The 22857-nt window shown below is 63.8% G+C and carries 17 protein-coding genes; 10 read left to right on the forward strand and 7 right to left on the reverse strand.

The features are described from left to right. Window positions 1-410 precede the first annotated feature (410 nt). Both ASD78_RS19615 and ASD78_RS19620 read right to left on the reverse strand, forming a co-directional pair. Window positions 411-1679 carry a 2OG-Fe(II) oxygenase gene (locus ASD78_RS19615; protein WP_082559942.1) on the reverse strand — a complete coding sequence of 423 codons (1269 nt, stop codon included), beginning with the start codon at window positions 1677-1679 and terminating at the stop codon, window positions 411-413. 80 nt (window positions 1680-1759) lie between these two features. Continuing rightward, window positions 1760-2080, reverse strand: a complete 321-nt coding sequence (locus ASD78_RS19620; protein WP_056104634.1) for a YXWGXW repeat-containing protein — start codon at window positions 2078-2080, stop codon at window positions 1760-1762. Window positions 2081-2601: 521 nt separating this feature from the next. Here ASD78_RS19620 and ASD78_RS19625 point away from each other — a divergent pair. The 3 genes from ASD78_RS19625 (at window position 2602) to ASD78_RS19635 (ending at window position 8647) form a co-directional block, all read left to right on the forward strand. Further along, window positions 2602-6087 carry a methylmalonyl-CoA mutase family protein gene (locus ASD78_RS19625; RefSeq protein WP_056104637.1) on the forward strand — a complete coding sequence of 1162 codons (3486 nt, stop codon included), beginning with the start codon at window positions 2602-2604 and terminating at the stop codon, window positions 6085-6087. A 362-nt stretch (window positions 6088-6449) separates the two neighbouring features. Next, the gene (locus tag ASD78_RS19630; RefSeq protein WP_056104640.1) at window positions 6450-7874 is read left to right on the forward strand and encodes a nodulation protein NfeD; all 1425 of its coding nucleotides are present in this window, start codon (window positions 6450-6452) and stop codon (window positions 7872-7874) included. Between the two features lie 17 nt (window positions 7875-7891). Then, window positions 7892-8647: a slipin family protein gene (locus ASD78_RS19635; RefSeq protein WP_056104643.1), complete on the forward strand. Its 756-nt coding sequence runs from the start codon at window positions 7892-7894 to the stop codon at window positions 8645-8647. A 214-nt stretch (window positions 8648-8861) separates the two neighbouring features. On the opposite strand, the gene ASD78_RS19640 is transcribed toward ASD78_RS19635, so the two are convergent. Then, window positions 8862-10448 carry an SDR family oxidoreductase gene (locus tag ASD78_RS19640; RefSeq protein WP_056104729.1) on the reverse strand — a complete coding sequence of 529 codons (1587 nt, stop codon included), beginning with the start codon at window positions 10446-10448 and terminating at the stop codon, window positions 8862-8864. Window positions 10449-10720: 272 nt separating this feature from the next. Between ASD78_RS19640 and ASD78_RS19645 the strand changes: the two genes are divergently transcribed. After that, window positions 10721-11278, forward strand: coding sequence for a DUF3228 family protein (locus tag ASD78_RS19645; protein WP_056104647.1), 558 nt, complete (start codon window positions 10721-10723; stop codon window positions 11276-11278). A 265-nt stretch (window positions 11279-11543) separates the two neighbouring features. On the opposite strand, the gene ASD78_RS19650 is transcribed toward ASD78_RS19645, so the two are convergent. Both ASD78_RS19650 and ASD78_RS19655 read right to left on the reverse strand, forming a co-directional pair. Next, a complete protein-coding gene (locus tag ASD78_RS19650) occupies window positions 11544-12161 on the reverse strand; it encodes a GyrI-like domain-containing protein (protein ID WP_056104650.1) in 618 nt (205 codons plus the stop codon). A gap of 46 nt (window positions 12162-12207) precedes the next feature. Further along, the gene (locus tag ASD78_RS19655; RefSeq protein WP_056104653.1) at window positions 12208-12681 is read right to left on the reverse strand and encodes a hypothetical protein; all 474 of its coding nucleotides are present in this window, start codon (window positions 12679-12681) and stop codon (window positions 12208-12210) included. Between the two features lie 1024 nt (window positions 12682-13705). Between ASD78_RS19655 and ASD78_RS19660 the strand changes: the two genes are divergently transcribed. The 5 genes from ASD78_RS19660 (at window position 13706) to ASD78_RS20330 (ending at window position 20878) form a co-directional block, all read left to right on the forward strand. Beyond that, entirely contained in the window at window positions 13706-15727 is a 2022-nt protein-coding gene (locus ASD78_RS19660; RefSeq protein WP_082575742.1) for a M13 family metallopeptidase, read from the forward strand. A gap of 574 nt (window positions 15728-16301) precedes the next feature. Then, the gene (locus ASD78_RS19670) at window positions 16302-16847 is read left to right on the forward strand and encodes a hypothetical protein (protein ID WP_056104662.1); all 546 of its coding nucleotides are present in this window, start codon (window positions 16302-16304) and stop codon (window positions 16845-16847) included. A gap of 150 nt (window positions 16848-16997) precedes the next feature. After that, entirely contained in the window at window positions 16998-18278 is a 1281-nt protein-coding gene (locus ASD78_RS20325) for an ATP-binding protein (protein ID WP_082575743.1), read from the forward strand. After that, window positions 18278-18814 carry a hypothetical protein gene (locus tag ASD78_RS21030; RefSeq protein ID WP_156087904.1) on the forward strand — a complete coding sequence of 179 codons (537 nt, stop codon included), beginning with the start codon at window positions 18278-18280 and terminating at the stop codon, window positions 18812-18814. The genes ASD78_RS20325 and ASD78_RS21030 overlap by 1 nt, the downstream gene beginning before the upstream one ends. 369 nt (window positions 18815-19183) lie before the next feature. Then, on the forward strand, window positions 19184-20878 hold the full coding sequence (locus ASD78_RS20330; RefSeq protein WP_082575744.1) for a reverse transcriptase domain-containing protein: 1695 nt from the start codon (window positions 19184-19186) through the stop codon (window positions 20876-20878). Window positions 20879-20931: 53 nt separating this feature from the next. On the opposite strand, the gene ASD78_RS20335 is transcribed toward ASD78_RS20330, so the two are convergent. Then, on the reverse strand, window positions 20932-21174 hold the full coding sequence (locus ASD78_RS20335; RefSeq protein WP_082575745.1) for a helix-turn-helix transcriptional regulator: 243 nt from the start codon (window positions 21172-21174) through the stop codon (window positions 20932-20934). A 106-nt stretch (window positions 21175-21280) separates the two neighbouring features. Between ASD78_RS20335 and ASD78_RS19675 the strand changes: the two genes are divergently transcribed. Beyond that, entirely contained in the window at window positions 21281-21523 is a 243-nt protein-coding gene (locus tag ASD78_RS19675; RefSeq protein WP_056104665.1) for a hypothetical protein, read from the forward strand. Between the two features lie 368 nt (window positions 21524-21891). Here ASD78_RS19675 and ASD78_RS19680 read toward each other — a convergent pair whose 3' ends face one another. Further along, window positions 21892-22782 carry a hypothetical protein gene (locus ASD78_RS19680; protein WP_156087905.1) on the reverse strand — a complete coding sequence of 297 codons (891 nt, stop codon included), beginning with the start codon at window positions 22780-22782 and terminating at the stop codon, window positions 21892-21894. Window positions 22783-22857 lie beyond the last annotated feature (75 nt).

Here is a 22857-nt window from a genome sequence, read left to right on the forward strand (position 1 = left end):
AACAGGCGAGGGGGCTGGTGGTGTGGGCCGATCCGGCCCGCCTTGGGGTAGGAGCGGCGYRAGCCGCGACCGMGAYACCGCACATGCCTACGCCACGATCTTTCCAGCGGTACAGCCCGCCTCGGGGTAGGAGCGGCGTGAGCCGCGACCGAGATACCGCACATGCCTACGCCACGATCCTTTGCGGCAGCGGGTCGCGGCTTACGCCGCTCCTACCCCAAAGCCAAGCTAAAGCCGAGCGGCCGGCGCCGTGCTTTCTGTGGGAGCGGCGTAAGCCGCGATGCGCGCCAACGCAGGCTGCGCCGCAGGCCCGCGAGTATCGATCGCGGCTCACGCCGCTCCCACAAAAGCGGGGTGGGGCGGCCTGCCGGCCTGCGTCCGCGGCAATGCTCCCCCGAACGAAGCGCGCCTCAGAACAGCCGGTACGTCCGCTCCCGCAGCCACAGCGTCGCCAGCCATTTCTCGCCGCGCAGCACCGGCAGCCCCGCATGCAGGGAATCCGGGTCCGGGCGCCCGTCCGGATGCAGGTTGTCGAAGATCACCGCGCGCCCCGGCAGCGGCGCGATCCTGGCGCCGGCGACGGGGAACTCGGTCTCGCCCCCGGCCTCGACCGTATTGAGATACACGCAGATCGTGCGCAGCCGGTTGCCGGCCTGCGGACGGTCGCGTTCCAAGGATTCCGGCGGCCGGTAGTCGCGGTGCGGGCGGTATTCCTCGCCTGGCGCGTAGCGCAGCACGGTCAGATGCTCGGCCTGGGGCAGCGCCACGCCCGCCGCATGCGCCATGCGCAACTGCACCAGGCGCAGCGCCAAGTCCTCGACGATCGGGTCGAACGCCGAATCGCTGCTGGTGCGCAGCGCATGCGGCACCGGCGCGCCGGTGTCCGGGTCGATGGTCTGCGAGCGCTGCAGCGACGGCTGCGCGCTGGCGATCAGCAGCCGGCATTCGTCGGCCGACAACAAGCCGTCGACCTGCGCCAGCCGCGGCGCCGAGGACAGCGGCGTCACCGCCACCGGCCGCAGGACTTCCTCCAGCGCCAGCGTGCCGGGCGGGATCGGCGGCAGCGTAGTCGGCAGCGGCGCAGCGCTGGCGGGCAGGCGCGCGATGCCGTGCGCGGCCAGCTGGCGCAGGATGTCCTCGGCCGCGCCCGGCTGCGCCGGGCAACCTTCGCCGCGCGCCAGGCGTTCGGCCAGCAGGCGCGCGGCGACGATGTCGCCGCGGCCCGCGCCGCGTTCCAGCAGTTGCAGGCACAGGGTCTGGTCACGCTCGCTGGCGCGGCGGCCGAAATGGATCGCCGCCGCGCGCAGCGCCGGCGGGTAATCGGCCTGGATCGCGCTCAGCAGGCGCTCGTTGCTGCGCCCGTCGTGCGGCAGCGCGATCTCGCCCAGCGCGATCAGGGCCAGGAAGTAGCCGGCGATCGGGCTGCCCGCCGCTTCCGCGCGCAGCAGCCATTCCACCGCGAGCTCGGGGTCGGGCTCGGTGCCCACGCCGTACATCAGCATGCGCGCGTACTCGATCTGCGCGTTCGCCAGCCCGGCCTCGGCCGCGCGCCGGTGCAGCATGCAGGCCTCGTCCACGCGCTGGCGCGACACCAGCGCGGTCGCCAACTGGTAGAGCGCCTGCGGCGAGCCGTGCTCGGCTTCCAGGCGCAGGCGGGTCAGGGCAGGGTCGTCGATCATCCACCGGAGCGTAACCGAGGCCCGCGCCCCTGGGCAGACGCCGCGGGCGTTAGCTTTTCGCAACGCCCGCGGCGGCCGGTTCAGCGCCGCGCCCAATGGCCGTCGTTGAAGCGCCAGCCCGGCCCGTAGCGGTGCCAGCGCGGCGCCACATAGACATAGCCCGGCCGCAGCCGCACGTACTGCCCGCCGACCCAGACGTGACGGTGCCCGTTCCAGCGCCAGTAGCCCGGCGCCCACACGTAACCCGAGCGCACCCGCACCCGCTCGTAGCGCGCCGGCGGCGGTGCCACCCGCACGCTCACATCGATGTAGCCGCGCGCCTGCGCCGGCGGCGCATGTACCGCCGTGCCCAACGCCGTCACCGCGATCGCCGCGCTCAATACCCAAGGACGCATCGTCATGTTCCTGCTCCGCTACCGGCGCCATCCGCCGTCAGCCAGGACAACGCCCGTATCCACGTGCCTGTTGACGACTGCTCTCGCAGCGATTCAGTGCCACGCCAGCAAGCTGAGCCGTCCCCCAATGGCCGCTTCGGGGCAGGCGCGGCGCAAGCCGCGACCGCGTCGCTCATAGGCCGTCGCACCTATCTATCGACCAACCCCTGAGGGCGATGTCATCCCAAGGCCGACCATCGCGCCCCTGACCTGCGCCGCTCGCGCCTGTGGGAGCGGCGCCTGTGGGAGCGGCGCCTTTAGGAGCAGCGTAAGCCGCGATTCGACGCCGCACATGCCGGCGAATCGCTTCAATCGGAGATTCGACGCGACACGATCGCGGCTTACGCCGCTCCCACAGACGGCCGCCATACCGTTGCCATCCGGCCCCGCCAGCGCCGCGCCATACCCGCCCGCACGTCGCCCGGCTCCAGCCTCCCACAGCCCGCGCGCTACAATGCGCCCTATTCGTTTTTCGTATTGAGCGCGCCATGAGCACTCCCGTTGCCGTAGTCCCCGCCGCCCAGGCCGACGCCACCCCGTTGCGCTTCGTCACCGCCGCCAGCCTGTTCGACGGCCACGACGCCGCGATCAACATCATGCGGCGCCTGATCCAGGGGCAGGGCGCGGAAGTCGTCCACCTCGGCCACAACCGCTCGGTCGAGGACGTGGTCCGCGCCGCGCTGCAGGAAGACGCCGACGGCATCGCCCTGTCCAGCTACCAGGGCGGCCACGTCGAATACTTCAAGTACATGGTCGACATGCTGCGCGAGCGCGGCGCCGGCCACATCCGCGTGTTCGGCGGCGGCGGCGGCACCATCACCCCCGAGGAAATCCGCGAACTCCAGGCCTACGGCGTCGAGCGCATCTACCATCCCAACGACGGCATGCACATGGGCCTGGTGGCGATGATCGAAGACGTCGTCCGCCGCGCCAGCGAAGGCCGCATCGCCGACACCGCGCCCGACAAGCCCGCCGCGATCGACGACGAAATCACCATCGGCAAGACCCTCTCGGCGATCGAGGAAGGCCTGCTCGACGAAACCCAGCTCGCCCACCTGCGCAAGCAGTGGCAGCTGTCCGGCGGCAAGACCCCGGTGGTCGGTATCACCGGCACCGGCGGCGCCGGCAAATCCTCGGTCACCGACGAACTGCTCAACCGCTTCCTGGCCAACTTCCCCGACATGCGCATCGCGGTGATCTCGGTCGACCCGACCCGTCGCCGCACCGGCGGCGCCCTGCTCGGCGACCGCATCCGCATGAACTCGCTGCGCAGCCATCGCGTCTACATGCGCTCCATGGCCACGCGTCGCCAGCACGTGGCGACCAACGCCGTGCTCAAGGACTGCATCGGCTTCCTCAAGGGCCTGGGCTACGACCTGGTCATCGTCGAAACCGCCGGCATCGGCCAGTCCGACTCGGAAATCGTCGACCTGGTCGACTTCCCGATGTACGTCATGACCAGCGACTTCGGCGCGCCCAGCCAGCTGGAAAAGATCGACATGCTCGACTACGCCGAGTTGGTCGTGCTCAACAAGTTCGACAAGCGCGGCGCCGAAGACGCCCTGCGCGACGTGCGCAAGCAGTGGAAGCGCAACCGCGTCGCCTTCGCCACCAAGGACGAAGACATCCCGGTCTACCCGACCATCGCCAGCCAGTTCAACGACCCCGGCATCAGCTGGATGTTCGCCAACCTGTGCCGCCTGCTGCGCGAGAAGCTCTCGCTGCCGGCGCAGCGCTGGACCCCGGACGTCAACACCGACCTCAAGGAACCGCGCGCCACCGTGCTGATCCCCGGCGCCCGCGTGCGCTACCTGGCCGAGATCGCCGAGCAGGGCCGCGGCATCAACCGCCAGATCGAAACCCAGGCCGAGATCGCCGATCGCGCGCAGTCGTATTGGCAGTCGCTGCACGACCTGGGCGACGAGGCCCTGCCCAAGCAGCTCGACCTCTACGCCGCCGACGCCCTTCTCCCGCCTGCGGGAGAAGGTGCCCGCAGGGCGGATGAGGGCGCTGTTGTCGCCGACCGCACCCTGCTGACCCTGCGCCAGCGCTACAACGACGCCGTCCAGAGCCTCACCTCCGAAGCCCTCAAGCTCCTGCGCGACTGGCCCGCGCGCCTGAAGTCGATCACCGACGAAGTCACCGAGTACGAAGTGCGCGGCAAGGCCATCAAGGTCGAGAACTACCGCGAGTCGCTCAGCCACCAGAAGATCCCGAAGATCGCCGCGCCCACCTACAAGAGCTGGGGCGAGCTGCTGGTGTTCCTGCAGAAGGAAAACCTGCCGGGCTACTACCCCTACACCGGCGGCGTGTATCCCTACCGCCGCACCGGCGAAGACCCGATCCGCATGTTCGCCGGCGAAGGCACGCCCGAGCGCACCAACCGCCGCTTCCATTACCTCTCCGTCGGCCAGCCCGCCGCGCGCCTGTCCACCGCCTTCGACAGCGTCACCCTGTACGGCGAAGACCCGGCCGTGCGCCCGGACATCTACGGCAAGATCGGCAACTCCGGCGTCAACATCGCGTCCCTGGACGACATGAAGAAGCTGTACTCCGGCTTCGACCTGTGCGCGCCCAGCACCTCGGTGTCGATGACCATCAACGGCCCGGCGCCGATCATCCTGGCGATGTTCATGAACACCGCCATCGACCAGCAGGTCGAGAAATACCTGCGCGAAGACGGCGCCCGCTGGGACGCGGCCCACGACACCATCGAGCGGCTGTACGAAGGCAAGCCGCGCCCGCAGTACGGCGGCCTGCTGCCCGAGACCAACGACGGCCTCGGCCTGGGCCTGCTCGGCGTCACCGGCGACCAGGTCGTCGACCCCGAGACCTACCAGCGCATCAAGGACAAGACCCTCGCCACCGTGCGCGGCACCGTCCAGGCCGACATCCTCAAAGAGGACCAGGCCCAGAACACCTGCATCTTCAGCACCGAGTTCGCCCTGCGCATGATGGGCGACATCCAGCAGTACTTCGTCGACAAGAACGTCCGCAACTTCTACTCGGTGTCGATCTCGGGTTACCACATCGCCGAAGCCGGCGCCAACCCGATCAGCCAGCTCGCCTTCACCCTGTCCAACGGCTTCACCATCGTCGAGTACTACCTCGCGCGCGGGATGAAGATCGACGACTTCGCGCCCAACCTGTCGTTCTTCTTCAGCAACGGCATGGACCCGGAATACACCGTCATCGGCCGCGTCGCCCGCCGCATCTGGGCCCGCGCCATGCGCGAGCGCTACGGCGCCGACCCGCGCAGCCAGATGATGAAGTACCACATCCAGACCTCGGGCCGCTCCCTGCACGCCCAGGAAATCCAGTTCAACGACATCCGCACCACGCTGCAGGCCCTGTACGCCCTGTTCGACAACTGCAACAGCCTGCACACCAACGCCTACGACGAAGCCATCACCACCCCGACCGAAGAGTCGGTGCGCCGCGCCGTCGCGATCCAGATGATCATCAACAAAGAGCTGGGCCTGAACTTCAACGAAAACCCCTGGCAGGGCAGCTTCATCGTCGACAAGCTCACCGACATCGTCGAAGAGGCCGTCTACAAGGAATTCGAGGCCATCAGCGAGCGCGGCGGCGTGCTGGGCGCCATGGACACCATGTACCAGCGCGGCAAGATCCAGGAAGAATCGCTGTACTACGAACACAAGAAGCACGACGGCAGCCTGCCCCTGGTCGGCGTCAACACCTTCCTGCCCAAGGACCACGGTGGCGACATCGTCACCGAGATCGAACTGATCCGCTCGACCGAAAGCGAGAAGGGCCAGCAGATCGACAACGTGCTGGCCTACCAGACCGGCCGCAACGGCTACGCCGCCGAAGGCCTCAAGGGCCTGCAGGCCGCCGCGCGCGAACGCCGCAACGTGTTCGCCAGCCTGATGGAAGCGGTCAAGACCCACAGCCTGGGCCAGATCAGCCACGCCCTGTACGACGTGGGCGGCGAGTACCGCCGCAACATGTAGGCGTATCGCGCCCTTCGACCAGATCGGCGAGGCCGTAGCCGCCTTCGCTGATCTGCGTTCGGCCACCCCGGTCCGGATCGGCGGCCCGACCCTCGTGGCACACAACCACGTACGCGCGATGCCGAGCTGCCGACCGGTCTGACCCAGCGTGGCGGCCGGGGGACACTGCAGGCCGCAGGGCCAGTCGACCCGCAGGCCGTCATGAAGCTTCCTGTGGGAGCGGCGTAAGCCGCGATCGCGTCCGCCAAGCCAACGCGTCTGGTACGGAAACCCGCGCAAATCTGCCGCGGGCGGCGCTAGCGCCGCCTTAACAACCGCAGGTATCCAATAGACAGGACGTAGAGGCAACCGAGGGGTTTGCCATGCGATCGCTTGGCTATGCCTTGCTGTTGGCCTTCGGGCTGGGCTTGGCGCCGGCGCTTCCGGCGTCGGAGGGCGGGGTGTACCTGCTCGATATCAAGGGCGGTATCGGCCCGGCCACCAGCGACTATGTGCAACGCGGCCTCAAGCGCGCGGCGGACAACCACGCGCAGGCGGTGGTGTTGCGGATCGACACGCCGGGCGGCCTCGATGCCGCGACCCGCGACATCAATCACGCGATTCTTTCGTCGAAAGTGCCGGTGATCGGATGGGTGGCCCCGGAAGGGTCGCGCGCGGCCAGTGCCGGCACCTACATCCTCTACGCATGCCATGTTGCAGCGATGGCGCCGGCCACGTCGGTGGGGGCGGCGACGCCCGTCTCGATGGGTGGGCCGGGCACGCCATCGACGCCGGCCACGCCAGACGATGAGGAGCGCGCCGCGAACCAGGCGCGTGGTCAGGAACCGGATGCGGGGGACGCGGCGGACGCCGGAAAAGCCGCCGATCGGGACAGGCATCCCGACGCGCGGCGCGATGGCGCAACGGCGATGGAGCGCAAGGTCGTCAACGACGCGGTCGCTTACCTGCGCAGCCTTGCGGAACTGCGCGGGCGCAATAGCGAATTCGCCGAAGCCGCAGTGCGCGACGCTGCCACCCTGACGGCAAGCCAGGCACTGCAGCAGCATGTCATCGAGATCGTCGCAGCCGACCTGCCATCGCTGCTGCGCCAGGCGAACGGCCGCGAAGTGCAACTGGGCCAACGGAGATTTCAGCTGAAGCTGGATGCGGGCGCCGTCACGACCTTGCAACCCGACTGGCGCGCACGGCTGCTGGGCGTATTGACCGAACCGACCGTGGCCTATCTGCTGTTGCTGGTCGGCCTGTACGCACTGATGATCGAAGCCTATACGCCCGGCGCGCTGTTCCCCGGCGTGACCGGCGCGATCTGCCTGCTGCTGGCGTTGTATGCATTGCAGGTGCTGCCGGTGAACTACGCCGGCGTGGCGCTGATCGTGCTGGGCGTGGGCCTGATGGCGGCGGAATTCGCGCTCCCCAGCTTCGGCTCGCTCGGCATCGGCGGCCTGGTGGCCCTGGTTGCCGGCTCGCTCATCCTGTTCGATACCGACGTGCCCGGGTTCGGATTGCCGGGGCGATTGATCCTCGGCATCGCCGTTGCCAGCGCGCTCGCCTTCATGAGCGTGATCTGGCTGGCGGCGAAGGCGCGCAAGTTGCCGGTAGTGACCGGCGCGCAGGAACTGGTGGGCCATCTCGCCATCGCGACCGGCGATTTCCATGGGCGCGGCCATGTGCGGATCCGTGGCGAGGTCTGGCAGGCGACATCGCGATCGCCGGTGCGCCGCGGGCAGTCGGTACGCGTGCAGGCGATGGACGGCCTGGTGCTGGAAGTCGTTCCGCTCGATCAATGACGCATGACGGAGTCGCCATGAACATCATCATCTACTTTCCGGCGATCGTACTCATCGCAGCAGTCCTGATGAGTGCGGTCAAGATCCTGCGCGAGTACGAGCGTGGCGTGGTCTTCCAACTGGGCCGCTTCTTCAAGGTGAAAGGGCCGGGCCTGATCCTGCTGATACCCTTTGTGCAGCAGATGGTGCGGGTCGAACTGCGCACCGTCGTCATGGACGTGCCGCCGCAGGATGTGATCTCGCGCGACAACGTTTCGGTACAGGTCAATGCGGTGGTGTACTTCCGCGTGATCGATCCGCAGAAGGCGATCATCAACGTCGAGCATTTCTACGAAGCCACCAGCCAGCTCGCACAGACCACGCTGCGCTCGGTGCTGGGGCAGCACGATCTCGACGAGATGCTTGCCGAGCGCGACAAGCTCAACGCCGACATCCGCAATATCCTCGATTCGCAGACCGATGCCTGGGGCATCAAGGTGGCCAATGTCGAGATCAAGCGTATCGATCTCAACGAGACCATGGTCCGTGCGATCGCGCGCCAGGCCGAGGCCGAGCGCCTGCGCCGCGCCAAGGTGATCCACGCCGAAGGCGAGAAACAAGCCGCGGCAACGCTGGTCGAAGCGGCCAGGCTGCTCGGCGGCGATCCGCGCGCGATCCAGTTGCGTTATCTGCAGACACTCACCGAGATCGCCGGCGAGAAGAGTTCCACCATCGTGTTCCCGCTGCCGGTCGACGTGATCGACAGGCTGCTGTCGAAGCGTGGCGATTCGTAGCGAAAACCGGCAAAAAACATGGGTCGGAGTGCGTTTTCAACGGTCGCCGATGTCGCGGCGACGTTGTAGGGTGCGGTGACAACCGCGCCGGCGCGGCGATCGGGATCGCGCGATGGTGCGGTTCGCCTGCGGCTCACCGCACCCTACGGTCCTCGCCTTCCTCAGTGGCCGCTGCCGCGCCTGCGCAGGCCGCTCGATGCGGATCGCGCGAAACTCACCAGTCCGTCGGCGCGTAGTCCTTCAGGAACTGTCCCCACACGTGCTCGCCGGTGTTGAAGCCGTGGATGATCGGGTCGACGATCCGGGCGGCGCCGTCGACGATGTCCAGCGGCGGATGGAAGCGTTCCTCGACGGTCTTGCGCGCGGCGATCTCGATCGGATCCTCGTCGGTCACCCAGCCGGTGTCGACGCTGTTCATGTGGATGCCGTCGCCGTGGTAATCGGCGGCCGCGGTGCGCGTCATCATGTTGAGCGCGGCCTTGGCCATGTTGGTGTGCGGGTGCTTGGTGGTCTTGAAGTTGCGGTAGAACTGGCCTTCGACCGCCGAGACGTTGACGATGTGCTTGTCGCGCGCGGTCTGCGCGCCATCGGGCGTGCGCAGCATCAGCGGTTTCAGGCGCGCGTTGATGATGAAGGGCGCGACCGCGTTGACCAGTTGCGTCTCCAGCAGCTCCACCGACGGTACTTCGTCCATCTGCAGGCGCCAGGAATTCCGCCCGCGCAGGTCGATCTGCTGCAGGTCCTGGTCGAGCCGGCCTTCGGGGAACAGATGCGCCTGGCCTAGCAGTTCGTCGGGCAGCAGCGGTACCTGCGAAAGCTCGGCGGCGTGGGTGAGGCCGGTGGCGCCGGGATCGGGGCGGCCGGCTTGCAGCGCGGTCGCATGGGCGCCCGGCAGCAAGTCGGTGCTGCGCAGGCCCTGGTACTGGCCGATCAGCTTGCGCACGTGCTCGGGCAGGGTCTGCAGCGCGGCGGTCTCACCGGCCATCATGTGCGCATAGAACGCCGGCGGACGGCGCACGGTCTGGCAAGCGTTGTTGATGATGAAGTCCAGGCGCTCGCGCGTGGCCAGCAGCTGGGTGCAGAACGCTTCCACGCTGGGCGTATGGCGCAGGTCCAGCCCGAACACTTCCAGCCGATGGCCCCATTCGCCGAAATCCGGCTCGGCGGCGTAGCGCGCAGCCGAATCGCGCGGAAAGCGCGTGGTCACGATCAGCGTCGCGCCCGCGCGCAGCAGTTTCAAGCCGGCCTGATAGCCGATCTTGACGCGTCCGCCGGTCAGCAGCGCCACGCGTCCGCGCAGATCGGCGGTCTCGGTGCGCTTGTGGAAATTCAATTCCGCGCAGGGCGGGCACAGCTGATCGTAGAAGTGATGGATGCGCGTGTATTTCTGCTTGCAGACATAGCAATGCAGCAGTTCCGGCGACTCGTTGTGGGCCACCGGATCGGACGCGCGGTTGCTGGGGTCGTGCAGGCCCGGCGCCTGCGGCGGGAAGTAGTTCGGCGTGGTGAATACCGGCTTGCGACGCAGGGTGCGGATGCCGGTCTGGTCGAGCAGCGCCTCGGTCGCGCGCGCTTTTTCCTGTGCTCGTTCGCGTGCCTGGATCTTGGATTTTTGCCGCCGCGCGCGCGGCTCGGGGTGGTGGACCAGAGCGACCGCCTGCAGCAGGCGCTCGCGTTCGTCCGCGGGCAGCGCATCGAGCACGCTGCGGTCGGCGATGATCGCGTCCAGCAGCGCCAGAGTGGCATGCAGACGATCGCCGGAAATGGCGGCGTCGGCATCGGATGCCGGCGAGAGGGCCAGGGCGGGTGCAGCGTTGGTGTTCAAGGACAGGTCCGTATTGCGCGCCGAAACGGTCGGAAAGGGTACGGGAAAAACGGGCCGGGGTGATTTATCGGCCGAAATAGGGCGGCAAAGAGGGGCTCAAGCGCTTCAGTCGGGCCTTGAGCGCGGTTGCCCGCCAGGCGCTAGCGGCGGTCGGGCGCCGCACCTGCGCTAACCGGGGCGAAGTATGGCGGCCCATCGTCGCCGCGTTCTGGGCGCGCCCCTGGTCGCAACTGCCCGATAATGCCGCCATGACCATCGTCCTCACCGATTTCGCCCGCGCCCGCCTGTTCCCGCGCGAGCCGCGCCGCAACACCATCCAGGACTGCACGCCCGAACAGTTCGAGCGCCACCTCAACGAGGTCGCGCCGCTGCAGGTGCTCGACGGCTACGCCCCGTTCTGCAAGCTGCACGTGCACCGCAACTGGACCTCGACCCGCTGCCTCGCGGTACCGATCACCGACGCCAACCGCCACCTGCTGCGCAGCGACTACGACGCGCGCAGCAAAGACGAGCTGCCGGTGCTGGTGCGCTGGTTCGAAAACATCGACCCGCCGGTGGCCGACTACCTGATTGTCATCCTCTACAGCTGCGAGCAACTGGCGAAGGAAGGCACCGACACCACCGCCGACTGGGGCGTGGTCGGCTGCATGTACACCGCCGAACCGATGGAAACGCCGATGGCGCCGATCACCATGATGCGCAACGCCCTGGGCGTGGAGGAGGGCGGCTCCGGCGTCCCACTGGACCGCGACGCCTACCAGCGCAGCGTCGAGTTCTGGCGCAGCCACGCCAACTGGCGCGGCTGACCCGGCGACGCAATCGCGGCTCACGCCGCTCCCACAGCGCCACCGGCCCAGCGCACCGAACCGCCCTGGGCTCCCTGTAGGAGCGGCGTAAGCCGCGACGCGCCATCCCACACACCGCGCCACCGCCAACCAACCCCAACCACACCCGCTTTGGGGTAGGAGCGGCGTAAGCCGCGATCCGACACCGCACCTACAGCGCAGCCCCACACCGACACCGCCGCTCCTACTCCGACCTACGGCACGAACGTGCAGAGCCCCGACAACCTCACCCCACCCGCACCGGCTGCCGCAAAATCGTCTTCAACTTCGCCGCCGCCGTCTTGCGCGGATCGCTCAAATAGATCTCATGGTGATGCCCCGTCGGCACCAGCGACTGCGCCGGCAAGAACTCCTCGTGCAGCCGCTTCAAGACCGGCCCCTCGTCGTCGTAAGACCCCACGTGCAGCGTCTGCACCACCGGGCCTTCCTCCAACCGCTCGTAGCGCAACCGCGACAACGCCGCCAAGCCCTTCTTCTCCTGCGCCTTCGCGATCGCCGCCTCCGCCATCGCCCGCCCGACGAACTCCGGCACCACGATCATCATCGTCCAGCGCCACCGATCCTTGCGCCGGGCCACGAAATCCGACAGATCGTCCGCCCACCACAAACCCTCCAGCGGCGGCACCACATAATCCCGCCGCAAATCCGCCTTACTCATGAACTTGAGCGTGTACGACGCCGCATACAGCGCCTCCACCGCGGCCGCGTACTCGGCCGCCGTGTTCGGATCGCCCGCGCCGTCGATCATGTAGTAATCCATCGCCGGCATATCCAGCCGCACGAACGCCCCGACCGGCGCGCCGTACCAGGCCTTGCGGGCTTTCTTGATGTCGTACTTGTCCATGCCCACTCCCAAGCCCTCCGTCGGCCGCGCGCCGCAGCCGCGCGCCTTACCAGGTCATCGACGTCGTCACACGCCAGCGGTGGTAATAGTCGTTGGGGACGGAACCCTGCTTGATCTCCAGCGTGTAGCCGCACCCGGACTCCACCGCGCCCGTGTAACGGAACGCCTCGGGCTCGTAGGGGTCGCCCGGCGAACCCAACTGCTCCCACTTGCCGCTGTCCTTGAGCATCTTGATGTACCGGCGCTTGAGCACCATCGCCTCATCCAGGGTCATCAGCCCGAACCACAGCGTGCAGTACCGATTCGCGCAGCGGTGGCCGTCGATCTCCGCGCCCTCCGGCAGCGGCACCGCGTCCGGCCAACCGGCCGGCTGCCCGACGAAGCCCGCACCGACGATCGGACGATCCTCCATCGGAGTACCCACCGCCGCCTCCCGTCCCACCGACGCGCATCCCGTCAGCGCACCCAAGCCGGCTGCGGCCATCAAGCCCAGCCAGCGCTTCGTCCCGTATCGGTTCATCCCGTTCCCCCTGAGTGATCCATCCGATGCAGGCGCCATCGACCGTGCCTGCGCTCCCCATTGCACGCCGCGCCGTAATCCACCGGCGCACCGATCCGCAGCTTAAGTGAGAAACCCAGGGCAGGTGAGGGCACCTCCCAACCCCATCGCGGCTCACGCCGCTCCTACCCCAAAGCGGCAGGCGTGGGCGATGTTCGGCTGCCCGTGGAAGCGGCGGGGTAAGCGATATGTAGCTCCCTGTGGGAGCAGCGGAGGTAAGCGATGCGCGGCTCCCTGTGGGAGCGGCGTAAGCCGCGATACGCCACCCCACCCACCGCGCCACAGCCAACCACCCCAACCACCCCACCGCTTTGGGGTAGGAGCGACGTAAGTCGCGACCCGCCTTGCGACAAACCCGCACCTAGCGCCGCCACCCGCAATCGCGGCTCACGCCGCTCCCACAGAAAGCCAAACAGCGTCGAGACCGGCCGCTCCCTGTGGGAGCGGCGTAAGCCGCGACGCGCCACCCCACCCACCGCGCCACAGCCACCCAACCCCACCCCCACCCCCACCACCGCTCTGGGGTAGGAGCGACGTAAGTCGCGACCCGCCTTGCGACAAACCACCGCCTAGCGCCGACCCTCGCAATCGCGGCTCACGCCGCTCCCACAGGCAGCCACACACCGCGCACCGTCTGCTGCTCCCACAGGCAGCCACACACCGCGCACCGGCTGCTGCTCTCTGTGGGAGCGGCGTAAGCCGCGATACGCGCCACCCCACCCACCGCGCCACAGCCAACCAACCCCACCCACCCCAACGCTTTGGGGTAGGAGCGACGTAAGTCGCGACCCGCCATGCGACAAACCACCGCCCAGCGCCGCCCCCGCAATCGCGGCTCACGCCGCTCCCACAGAAAGCCAAACACCCGCGGCCAACCCATATCCCCGCACCCCATCACCCACAACGCCCACCCAGGACTTCTGGCCCAAGCCGCCCCCCAGCCCCTGACTGATAGTGGCCCCACCTACCCAGCAAGGACGTTGCCGTGATCAGGTCCAGTCTCCCCCTCGTCGTATTGCTCGCCGCATCCACCACCGCCTCCGCCGGCGCCGTGCACGGCATCCAGCCCGCCGACGTCAACCGCGCCGGCGACCCCTGCACCGACTTCTTCGACTACGCCAACGGCACCTGGCGCAAACAAAACCCCATCCCCGACTACATGGACCGCTGGAGCCGCCGCTGGCAATCCGGCGAGGTCAACAAAGAACACGTCCGCGACATCCTCAACGAACTCTCCGCCCGCACCGACTGGCCCCAGGGCAGCGCCGGCCAGCTCGCCGGCGACTTCTACGCCGCCTGCATGGACGAATCCCGCGTCGACGCCCTGGGCAGCCAACCCGTGCAACCCTGGCTGGCCGAAGCCGGCGCCATGCAGAACAACGCCGACCTGCAACGCATGATCGGCAAGCTCCACGACGTCGGCGTCTTCGTGCCCTTCATCGTCTACGCCGGCGAAGACCTGCACGAACCGACCCAGACCGTCGCCCACTTCTACGCCGGCGGCCTGGGCATGCCCGACCGCGACTACTACCTCAAACCCGAACCGCGCTTCGTCGAAGCGCGCGCCAAGTACCTCGTCCACGTCGCCAAGATGTTCGAACTGGCCGGCGTCGCCCCGGCCCAGGCCCAGCAAAACGCCCAAACCGTCTTCGCCTTCGAAAAGCGCCTGGCCGAAGCCTCGTTCGACAACGTGCAGATGCGCGACCCGAAACTGCTCGACAACCCCACCGCCTTCGCCGACCTGCCCAAACTGGTCCCCAGCTTCGACTGGGCGAAATACTTCGACGCCGCCGGCATGCCGCGCAACGCCGTCAACGTCACCCAGCCCAAGTTCATGCGCCAGGTCGAAAAAGAACTGGCCACCACCCCCATCGCCCAGTGGCAGACCTACCTGCAATGGCAGGTGCTCAACAACGCCGCCGACTCCCTATCCACGCCCTTCGTCGAAGAAAACTTCGCCTTCAACGGCAAGTTCCTGGCCGGCACCACCCAGATCAAACCGCGCTGGAAGCGTTGCGCCGAACTCACCGACAGCCAGCTGGGCGAAGCCCTGGGCCAGAAGTACGTCGAAAAATACTTCCCGCCCGAAGCCAAGGCCCGCATGCAGGACATGGTCAAGAACATCCTGCTGGCCATGGACGACACCATCCGCGAAATCGACTGGATGGACGACGCCACCAAGCAAAAAGCCCTGGAAAAACGCGCCACCTTCTTCCCCAAGCTCGGCTACCCCGACAAGTTCAAGGACTACAAAGGCGTCGTCGTTTCCCGCGCCTCCGCCTGGGACAACGTCATGGCCGCCTCGCGCTGGAACGTCGCCGACGTGCGCAGCCAAATCGGCAAACCCACCGACCGCAGCCGCTGGGGCATGACCCCGCCCACGTCGAATGCCTACTACAACCCCTCGCAGAACGAGATCGTCTTCCCCGCCGGCATCCTGCAGCCGCCCGCGTTCGACGTGAACGCCACCGACGCCGTCAACTACGGCGCCATCGGCGTGGTCATCGGCCACGAGATCAGCCACGGCTTCGACGACCAGGGCGCCCAGTTCGACGCCCAAGGCCGCCTCGCCAACTGGTGGACCCCCAAGGACCAGACCCAGTTCGCCGCCAAGGGCCAATGCGTCGTCGACCAATTCGAGGGCTACTTCATCGAACCCGGCGTCCACCACAACGGCAAACTCGTCCTGGGCGAATCCATCGGCGACCTCGCCGGCGCCAAGCTCGCCTACCGCGGCTACCTCAAGTCCCGCGAAGGCAAAGGCCCCGAACCCACCCTGGACGGCTACACCCCCGAGCAACAGTTCTTCATCGCCTGGGGCCAATGGCGCGGCGACGAAACCCGCCTGGAAACCCAGCGCAGCATGATCCAGGGCGACCCACACCCCATCGCCAAGTACCGCGTCAACGGCCCGCTCTCGAACCTGCCCGCGTTCCAGCAGGCCTTCCAGTGCAAGGCCGACGCCCCGATGGTGCGGCCGGCCAAGGACCGCTGCGAAGTCTGGTGAGCTGACCAACGCGCACGGCGGGCCCACCCGCCTTGCGCCCCCCGTCATCCGCAGGCGGCGGCCGCCCGTCGCCGCCCACCTGCTTCCTGTAGGAGCGGCGTAAGCCGCGATTCGCCCCCACACCGCCCCACCCCAGCCCCGCAAGCAAATAGAGAGGCGGCCTGCCGCCTTCCTCCGGCACACCGTCCCCATGAGAGGGGACGGTAGCCACCGCAACCGCCGGCGCCCGCCGGAATTTGATCGCGCGCACATTTCGTAGCAGCATGCCCTCTAGGGGAATGCCAGTGCCCACCGCCACGGTCCAAGTGCCGCGGGGCCCGGCAACGCGCCGTCATCGAATCTAGGGAGGGGATCGATGTTTATCGGCTTCATAGGCTTGGCCTGGCTGCGCGCCGTCTTGGCCGCCGTCGGCATCATCGTGGCCGTTACGCCGCCCAGGTCCGCCCAGCCTGACGCCACGCGCCCCATTCGCCGGATGTCCCCAGCCCACCCGCCCACCATGTCCGGTCGCTGCCCACGCAGCCGGCCCGGCCCACCGCCTGCCTGTAACGCCTTCGACTAACCAAGGACGCCCATGCCGCTCACCCTGCGCAACACCACCGATTACATCGCCCAGTTCGTCGTGCTGGCCGGCGAGCGCGTCCTCGCCCGCATCCCGGGCATCGCCCCCAACGAGACCGTGACGGTGCCCACCGAGGGCACCTACCAAGTCATCGCCGAAACCATGCTCGAAGGCAACACCTACACCTCCGCCCCCATGGACGCCAACGGCCCCGTCGGCTTCCTGGCGCAGGTCAAGCAAGTGCAAGCGCAGGGCACCTACGATTTCGAAGTGATCGAAGTGCCCAGCACCCAAAGCGACCAAATGCAGTTCCAGAAGACCTGCCTGAGCCCGGTCAGCTTCACCCTCCACAAAAGCGGGGCGTGGGTGCAGACCGTGGTGGTCAGCAACAACTTCGAAATGGCGGCCCTGTCCCTAAGCGAGACTTTTTACTTCCACGCCATCATCAACGGCATCACCACCGACACGGTCACCAGCACCAACCCGGATGCGGTGGTTACGGCCGTCAACGACACCAGTACGTTGCAGATGGGGTACTTCACGCTCGCGGTCAGCTGAGGCGGTGGCTGCGAAAGGGGGCAGCTAACCCTGCTCAGCAACACCCCTTATGTCGCTGAGTTCGTCGTGATCGATACCCAGCGGTTTGGTGCCGCGATGGCATCAGATTCTTCGTAAATAATTTTACTTTTGCGCCTTGCTGGAGGCAGTATGTTTGAGCGGGTTTTAGTTAAAGGGTTTAGGTCACTTACTAACTTTGATCTGGGAATTAAGCCGGGGCTGAATGTTCTTGTGGGGCCAAATGGGGCTGGCAAGACCAATGTAATTCTTTTTTTTGATTTCTTGAGAAATTTTGTATTCACAACTCTATCGGACGCTATCGGTAAGGCCGGGGGTGTGGCGCAAGTATTCTCTAAGCGAGGTAAGAACAGCTTTTCAGAAAAAATGCAGGGGGAGATTCATGGGCGAGTACTTGTTGATGGCGCGCATTTCACATACTCCTATGGCTTCGAGATTAATTTTTCATCCGCCAGGCAGGAGGTGCAATTTTCGAGACAGTCATTAGTGATAGAAAGAGTTTCGCCGGAGTTTGGCGATAGTTTTCTTTATCTGGATGTTTCTTATGCGCATGAGGCTGGCACTGACAAGCCGACGCTGACAATAGGCAAGTTGAATGAAGATAAGCGGCGGGCTAGAGTCCGAGATGACCTCAATCGATTTGTGGAACAAGGAATTTATTCGCAGCACGCCATATTCTTCTCTATGGGCAGTTACGACGACGTGTTCGCTGCGGTGGTGAGCGATTTTTTAGGTAGGTTTATACTTAATGTTGTTCCAAGTCATGTAAAGAAGCCAGAGGATAGTACGCGTAAACCAGGAATCGAGTCTGATGGATCGGGTCTTTCTGCGACCCTATATGCAATCAAGAAGGGCAGGTCGTTCTTCGACCGCTCACTTATGGTGACATGGAGAAGGCCCCCTAAGCCTCTCAAACCATCATGGAAAGTATTTATGGATTTGGTTCGCATCGCCATTCCATCAATCACCGACATGGATGTGGAGAACGATCCATTCGACAATTTGTTGCGATGCCGAATTACAGTCGGCTCTGGGGTTAGGAAATCTGTTTTGCCGCTCGGGGCAATGTCGGACGGCACGGTGAAGTGGATGTCGCTTGTTGCAAGATTATTGACGTCTTCTGATGCTCTTTTGCTTGAGGAGCCGGAGAATTACTTGCATCCATTAATGCAAAGAGAAATAGTTCAGCTTTTGCGAAATTCGGTCAAAGACACTGGGTTTATGATGGTTTCAACTCATAGCGAGACGCTTCTCAATGCCATTCGACCAGATGAGCTGGTTTTGGTTGAGTATGGTAGCGCCGGCACTACTGCTTTTAGGCCGTCTAATAGCTCAGATATTGCAGCTGAAATTAATAGGACGGGGTTTGGCCTGGGTTATTACTACCTAGCTGATGCTGTGGAGTCCGAGTGATGAAGCCGGCCTTCTTGGTAGAGGGGGTTACCGAGCAAAAATTCATTCAATTAGTTTGCGGAGGGCATCCGGTTAAGATAATAAATTGCAATGGCTCAAGTGTTGTGGTGGGGGCGATAGCAAAAAGAGCGGCGTCGTTAATTAGATTGTGGGGAGGGAAATTTTTCCCAATTATTATTGTAGTGGATAGAGAGGATCGGTGCGAGTCAGCAAATGATTTTGCGCATGGTCTTGCCCAGGCAATACGCGAAGAGGGTGTTTGCGATAGCGTCGTAATTGGGGTGGCCGATAGAATGATTGAGAACTGGATGGTGGCTGACCCTTTGCTGTGGCCGGACCACACAACCCCCCAAAGCGTCGACGGGTTAAATGGATTGTCTATTTTGCGACAACGTCTGCCTGCGTACAATAAATCCGTGGACGGCGCGGCTTTGCTTAAGCGATCGAGGAGTAGGGAAATTGCATCACGAAGCGCTTCCTTTAAGAGATTGAAGGATCAGTTGGAAATAATGCGCTGCAACTGGTTGCGGGGGTAGCTGGCAAAGGCAAAGTGTTGGCGCATCATCCGGACTCCTTAGTGTCTTGATATAGATTCCCTGTTGTTGTCTTTGAATGTATATCCCTCGTGATATGAGTTCTCCGTGTATAGGAGGTCAGGCTCACCTTACTTTACTGCGCCGAGTGGCGCTCACTTTTTGCGATTGCTCTGTCTGTTGCATATCTCGATGTGACGGCTTATCTTTATGGAGGGGCCCCATGGGCATGTCGTTAGCCGATGCATTCGTCGGCAATCAATGGACTTGTGAAAACAGGAGCGTCGCTCCATGTATTCCTCTAAGTTTTCATATAGTTACATGGTCATATGTTTATACTGTTCGCTGTATAACGCGGTAGGTTGATGCTCCATGGGGCCCCTTTCTCTTTCTCCGGAAGCGATAGCATTCTCCGGTCTTAAGACTCGCGCAGAACTGGCCGGTTGGCTTGGACTGACTGACAAGAAGCTTTGTTACTTGCTGTATGTGCTTCCTGCTACGCAGAAGTACATAACTTTTCAAGTGGCGAAAAGAGATGGCAGTTCAAGGACGATAGATGCGCCACATCCCGCGTTGAAGCAGATTCAGCGCAAGCTCCTTTCTGTATTTCGCGAATTGGCACCCGCTACGGGTGTGGCAAAGGGTTACGTCAATGGTGTGGGCGTGATCGATCATGCCCGTCTGCATCGGCGACAGCGACACGTGGTCCTTGTTGACTTAGAAAACTTCTTCCCGAGCATCACATTCCCGCGTGTTAGAGGGGCTCTGCTAGGAAAGCCGTTTTTATTTCCGCCAAAGGTTGCGACCTGTATTGCGCAACTTTGTTGTAAGGATGGCGTCCTTCCGCAGGGAGCGCCGACTTCTCCAGTGCTATCTAATCTAATATGTAGATCGCTCGACCATAAGCTGTTGGCACTAGCTAAGGCCAATCGCTGTCGTGTATCCCGTTACGCGGACGACATTTGCTTCTCCACCAGTTTGGTTGAAGTTCCTTCGATAATAGCTACCCTATACGATGGAAACTATCTCGTCGGCCCGGCGTTGATTGCTGCCATCCATGCTTCTGGGTTCACTATAAATCAAAAAAAATTCAAGGCTAAGTCGCAACGGACTCAACAGCTAGTAACTGGTTTAGTCGTCAACAGAGGTGTTTCCCTGCCGCGTCGTTGGCGACGGCAGTTGCGTGTGCTATTGCATCTGGCTGACAAGAAGGGTGCTGCCAGAGCTACCGAAATCGCGAGCGCGTGGACTAAACCAGTTGCTTTTCGACGAGGGAGCGGGTCTATAGAGCAGCTAGTTCGGGGTAAGACTAACTACGCTCAGCATGTCGACCTTCGGTGTGACAAGAGCTTTTCCGAATCTATCTACAGAAACTATGGCGGTGTTCGCAAACTAATGCCGCGCCCCTTGCGGGGTATAGCCTTTCGCGTCATGACCGAAGGAAAGACGGATCTGCTTCACCTTGAATCTGCTTTAAAATGGTTTCAAGAAAGAGCAGAGTTTGCCGAGTTCAAACCACGTTTCCTTAATTTCCCTGGCGACATCGGCGATGTCGAACTTCTTAAGACGTTGCAGCGCATCGCAAAATCGGATGTGCCTGAGCTTACGGTTGGGGTTTTTGACTATGACAATATAAAGGATATGAACAAAATTGGGCTTGCTCCGGGGGCGCATCTTCAGCTCGGTAGCCGAGTTTACGCAATGTGCCTGGGTGAGCCCGCTGGCTTTACGGGGACGAGGTTCTGTATCGAAAATCTTTATCAAAAGAATCAGCTAGTGGCCATGACATCAGAGGCGCGAAGAGTATTCTTGCCTGAGGATTTTGATCAGGATGGAATAAGTTTGGATGGCTTGTTTAAGCGTGCTCAGCCTAGGGCGACCGCAGCTATAGTTTCAGATAAGGTAGTCCGGCTCAGTGATGGATTTTCTGCTTCGCTGTCAAAGGCGGAGTTTGCTGAAATGATCTTTCGGTCAGTGCATCCGTTTGATCAGATTGATTTCAGCGGGTTCGGGCCGACTTTTAACGCCTTGAGACGTATTGTGGAAGAAGTATCTCTTGCTGGTTGAGTTGCTGTTCCTCTTGAAATACTAGCCGCCATTGTTCGTGTCCTGTGGTTTGACTAAAGCTTCGATTCAAAACGTTTAACGAAACTCGTGAGTGACGTTTCGCATACGATGCAGTACTCGCGCAACTGAATCAGATCGATTCTCTGGCTGCCGCCTTCGATCTTGCTCACAAACGATTGCGGCTTGCCCAAAGCCTCAGCGCATGCAGCTTGTGTCAATCCAGCAGCAATGCGCATCTCGCGCATCATTGTTGTGAGCAGTTCGTTCTCTTTCTTGTAAAGCGTGCTAGTCGGCATACGTGTGGCATCCAAAGGCCCACACGGACGCTATATCCCCATTGCGAATATTCAAAAATCGAATATCATGATCTTGTCGCAGTCCCGCGACTAGAAGGGGAAGCCCATGCAGAACGGACTCAGCACTCCGGTGGCCACGCCCAGCAACTACCTGTTGCCCGCCACCGCCCACCAAGCCCTAACCCAAACCCGCGACCACCTGCGCCTGCTCGCCCAGCTGACCGAACCGCAGGACCAGGACGCGCCCGATCAGCTTTCGATCTCGGCCGAGGCGCTGGCGTGTTGCTTCGACCGCTTGGCCGACGACCTGGAGCGCATCGCGGACGCGGCCCGCCCGTCGGCGGAGTAGGGCAGCGGTCCGCCGCCGACGCGGACCGCACCTGACGGCGGTGCGGCGGTGAACGCCGCGCCTCGTCGGATGCGCGCAGCCACGGCCGACGCATCGCCCGCCAACGCAGGGCAGGGCAGCGTTTCCGCGCACCCTCGCGCGACGCGGCGCCTCGCACGTTTCGGTCGCGTGTGCTACGCGCATCACGTGTAGCCCATGAAAATTGGTAATTGCGCAGCATCAAGCGCCGGTGCGCCTGCGTGCGCCCGCCGCGGATGCCGGTGTAGCCCATCGGCGAGGTGCCGATAGCTACATCGTCATAGACCGGTGCTGATGGGTAAATTGCCGCGGCGCCGCTTCCAGCTGCGGGTTCGGTCCTGGCATAGCTGTTACTTGCCTTCCGTAACGGCCTCAGCCGTCGCCCCAATTTCTATCTTTTGGATGCACTTGCGCACATGTGCGGAGTCAATCGCCGAGTTCTCGCGTGCAGACAGGACGTCCACCACCACGCCAGCCCGGTTGAACGTGTGGCTAAGGGCACCGCGACTCTCGTAGCCCGTCGGATCGGGCGAGGGTGCGCCTTCGAGATAGCCCATCGAAAGCAGCGCTTTGCGATAGGCATCGAAGTCAAGGCCGCAGACTTTCCCGAAGTCCGCCTCTAACGCATCGCTATGCAAGTTCGGATGGTCGAGCCGATATTCGATAGAAGCCGTGCCGGAACCAGAGGCATCGGAAAAACTGAGTGCGTGCGTCCAGTCGGTGCCGGGTACCTCTTCGTAGAAGCTGGAGTCCTCAGCCCCGTTCTGCCCCATGGCCTGAGCGGGCGAGAACATCGACCTGAAGCGAGCCAGCGTGAGGTCCTGCGGTTTCTGGAGGCTGTCGATGAGTGTGAGCAGCTTGCGCTCCACTTCTTCGGGGAGCTGCGCCTGCAGCCCGGCCGATGAAGGGGAGTGTTGAGCCTTATCTGACATGGCGGCCCCTGCGCGTGGCGCGTTCGAGGTGGTTGAAGCGTCCGCCGGCTTCGTGGCGACACGTGTGCATCCAAAGCATAGGACGAGCGCTGGCAGGGCTGCGCCGAACAGGGTGCGAGTGAAGGTTTTTGTCATTCGGCAAGCATCCTTGGTGTCCAATAGTTCCCTGGCGGTCAGGCGAACGCGAACCCGATCTTTCACTGTGCGCAAGAGTTGCGTGATGTCACCGGCGTTGACTGTACCGCCGTCGGCGCCTGTGCATCTATCTTCTTCGCCGTCCACCAGACAGGTGTTTCCCGTCTGAGACATTTTCTGCTCACTAAAGGCGCACACGGAGCCCAGAGTCAGAAAACACACGGCTCAGAGCGCATCGCGCCTCGCACG

The sequence above is a fragment of the Lysobacter sp. Root667 genome (assembly GCF_001427715.1).
Lineage (GTDB): Bacteria > Pseudomonadota > Gammaproteobacteria > Xanthomonadales > Xanthomonadaceae > Lysobacter.

What these genes read in the sequence shown, in the direction of transcription:
- ASD78_RS20325 (WP_082575743.1), top strand. Translation starts at nt 16,998, where the DNA reads ATGTTTGAGCGGGTTTTAGTTAAAGGGTTTAGGTCACTTACTAACTTT.
- ASD78_RS19615 (WP_082559942.1), bottom strand. Translation starts at nt 1,679, where the DNA reads ATGATCGACGACCCTGCCCTGACCCGCCTGCGCCTGGAAGCCGAGCAC.
- ASD78_RS19630 (WP_056104640.1), top strand. Translation starts at nt 6,450, where the DNA reads ATGCGATCGCTTGGCTATGCCTTGCTGTTGGCCTTCGGGCTGGGCTTG.
- ASD78_RS19625 (WP_056104637.1), top strand. Translation starts at nt 2,602, where the DNA reads ATGAGCACTCCCGTTGCCGTAGTCCCCGCCGCCCAGGCCGACGCCACC.
- ASD78_RS19655 (WP_056104653.1), bottom strand. Translation starts at nt 12,681, where the DNA reads ATGAACCGATACGGGACGAAGCGCTGGCTGGGCTTGATGGCCGCAGCC.
- ASD78_RS20330 (WP_082575744.1), top strand. Translation starts at nt 19,184, where the DNA reads ATGGGGCCCCTTTCTCTTTCTCCGGAAGCGATAGCATTCTCCGGTCTT.
- ASD78_RS19620 (WP_056104634.1), bottom strand. Translation starts at nt 2,080, where the DNA reads ATGACGATGCGTCCTTGGGTATTGAGCGCGGCGATCGCGGTGACGGCG.
- ASD78_RS19670 (WP_056104662.1), top strand. Translation starts at nt 16,302, where the DNA reads ATGCCGCTCACCCTGCGCAACACCACCGATTACATCGCCCAGTTCGTC.
- ASD78_RS19650 (WP_056104650.1), bottom strand. Translation starts at nt 12,161, where the DNA reads ATGGACAAGTACGACATCAAGAAAGCCCGCAAGGCCTGGTACGGCGCG.
- ASD78_RS19675 (WP_056104665.1), top strand. Translation starts at nt 21,281, where the DNA reads ATGCAGAACGGACTCAGCACTCCGGTGGCCACGCCCAGCAACTACCTG.
- ASD78_RS19680 (WP_156087905.1), bottom strand. Translation starts at nt 22,782, where the DNA reads ATGTCTCAGACGGGAAACACCTGTCTGGTGGACGGCGAAGAAGATAGA.
- ASD78_RS20335 (WP_082575745.1), bottom strand. Translation starts at nt 21,174, where the DNA reads ATGCCGACTAGCACGCTTTACAAGAAAGAGAACGAACTGCTCACAACA.
- ASD78_RS21030 (WP_156087904.1), top strand. Translation starts at nt 18,278, where the DNA reads ATGAAGCCGGCCTTCTTGGTAGAGGGGGTTACCGAGCAAAAATTCATT.
- ASD78_RS19635 (WP_056104643.1), top strand. Translation starts at nt 7,892, where the DNA reads ATGAACATCATCATCTACTTTCCGGCGATCGTACTCATCGCAGCAGTC.
- ASD78_RS19645 (WP_056104647.1), top strand. Translation starts at nt 10,721, where the DNA reads ATGACCATCGTCCTCACCGATTTCGCCCGCGCCCGCCTGTTCCCGCGC.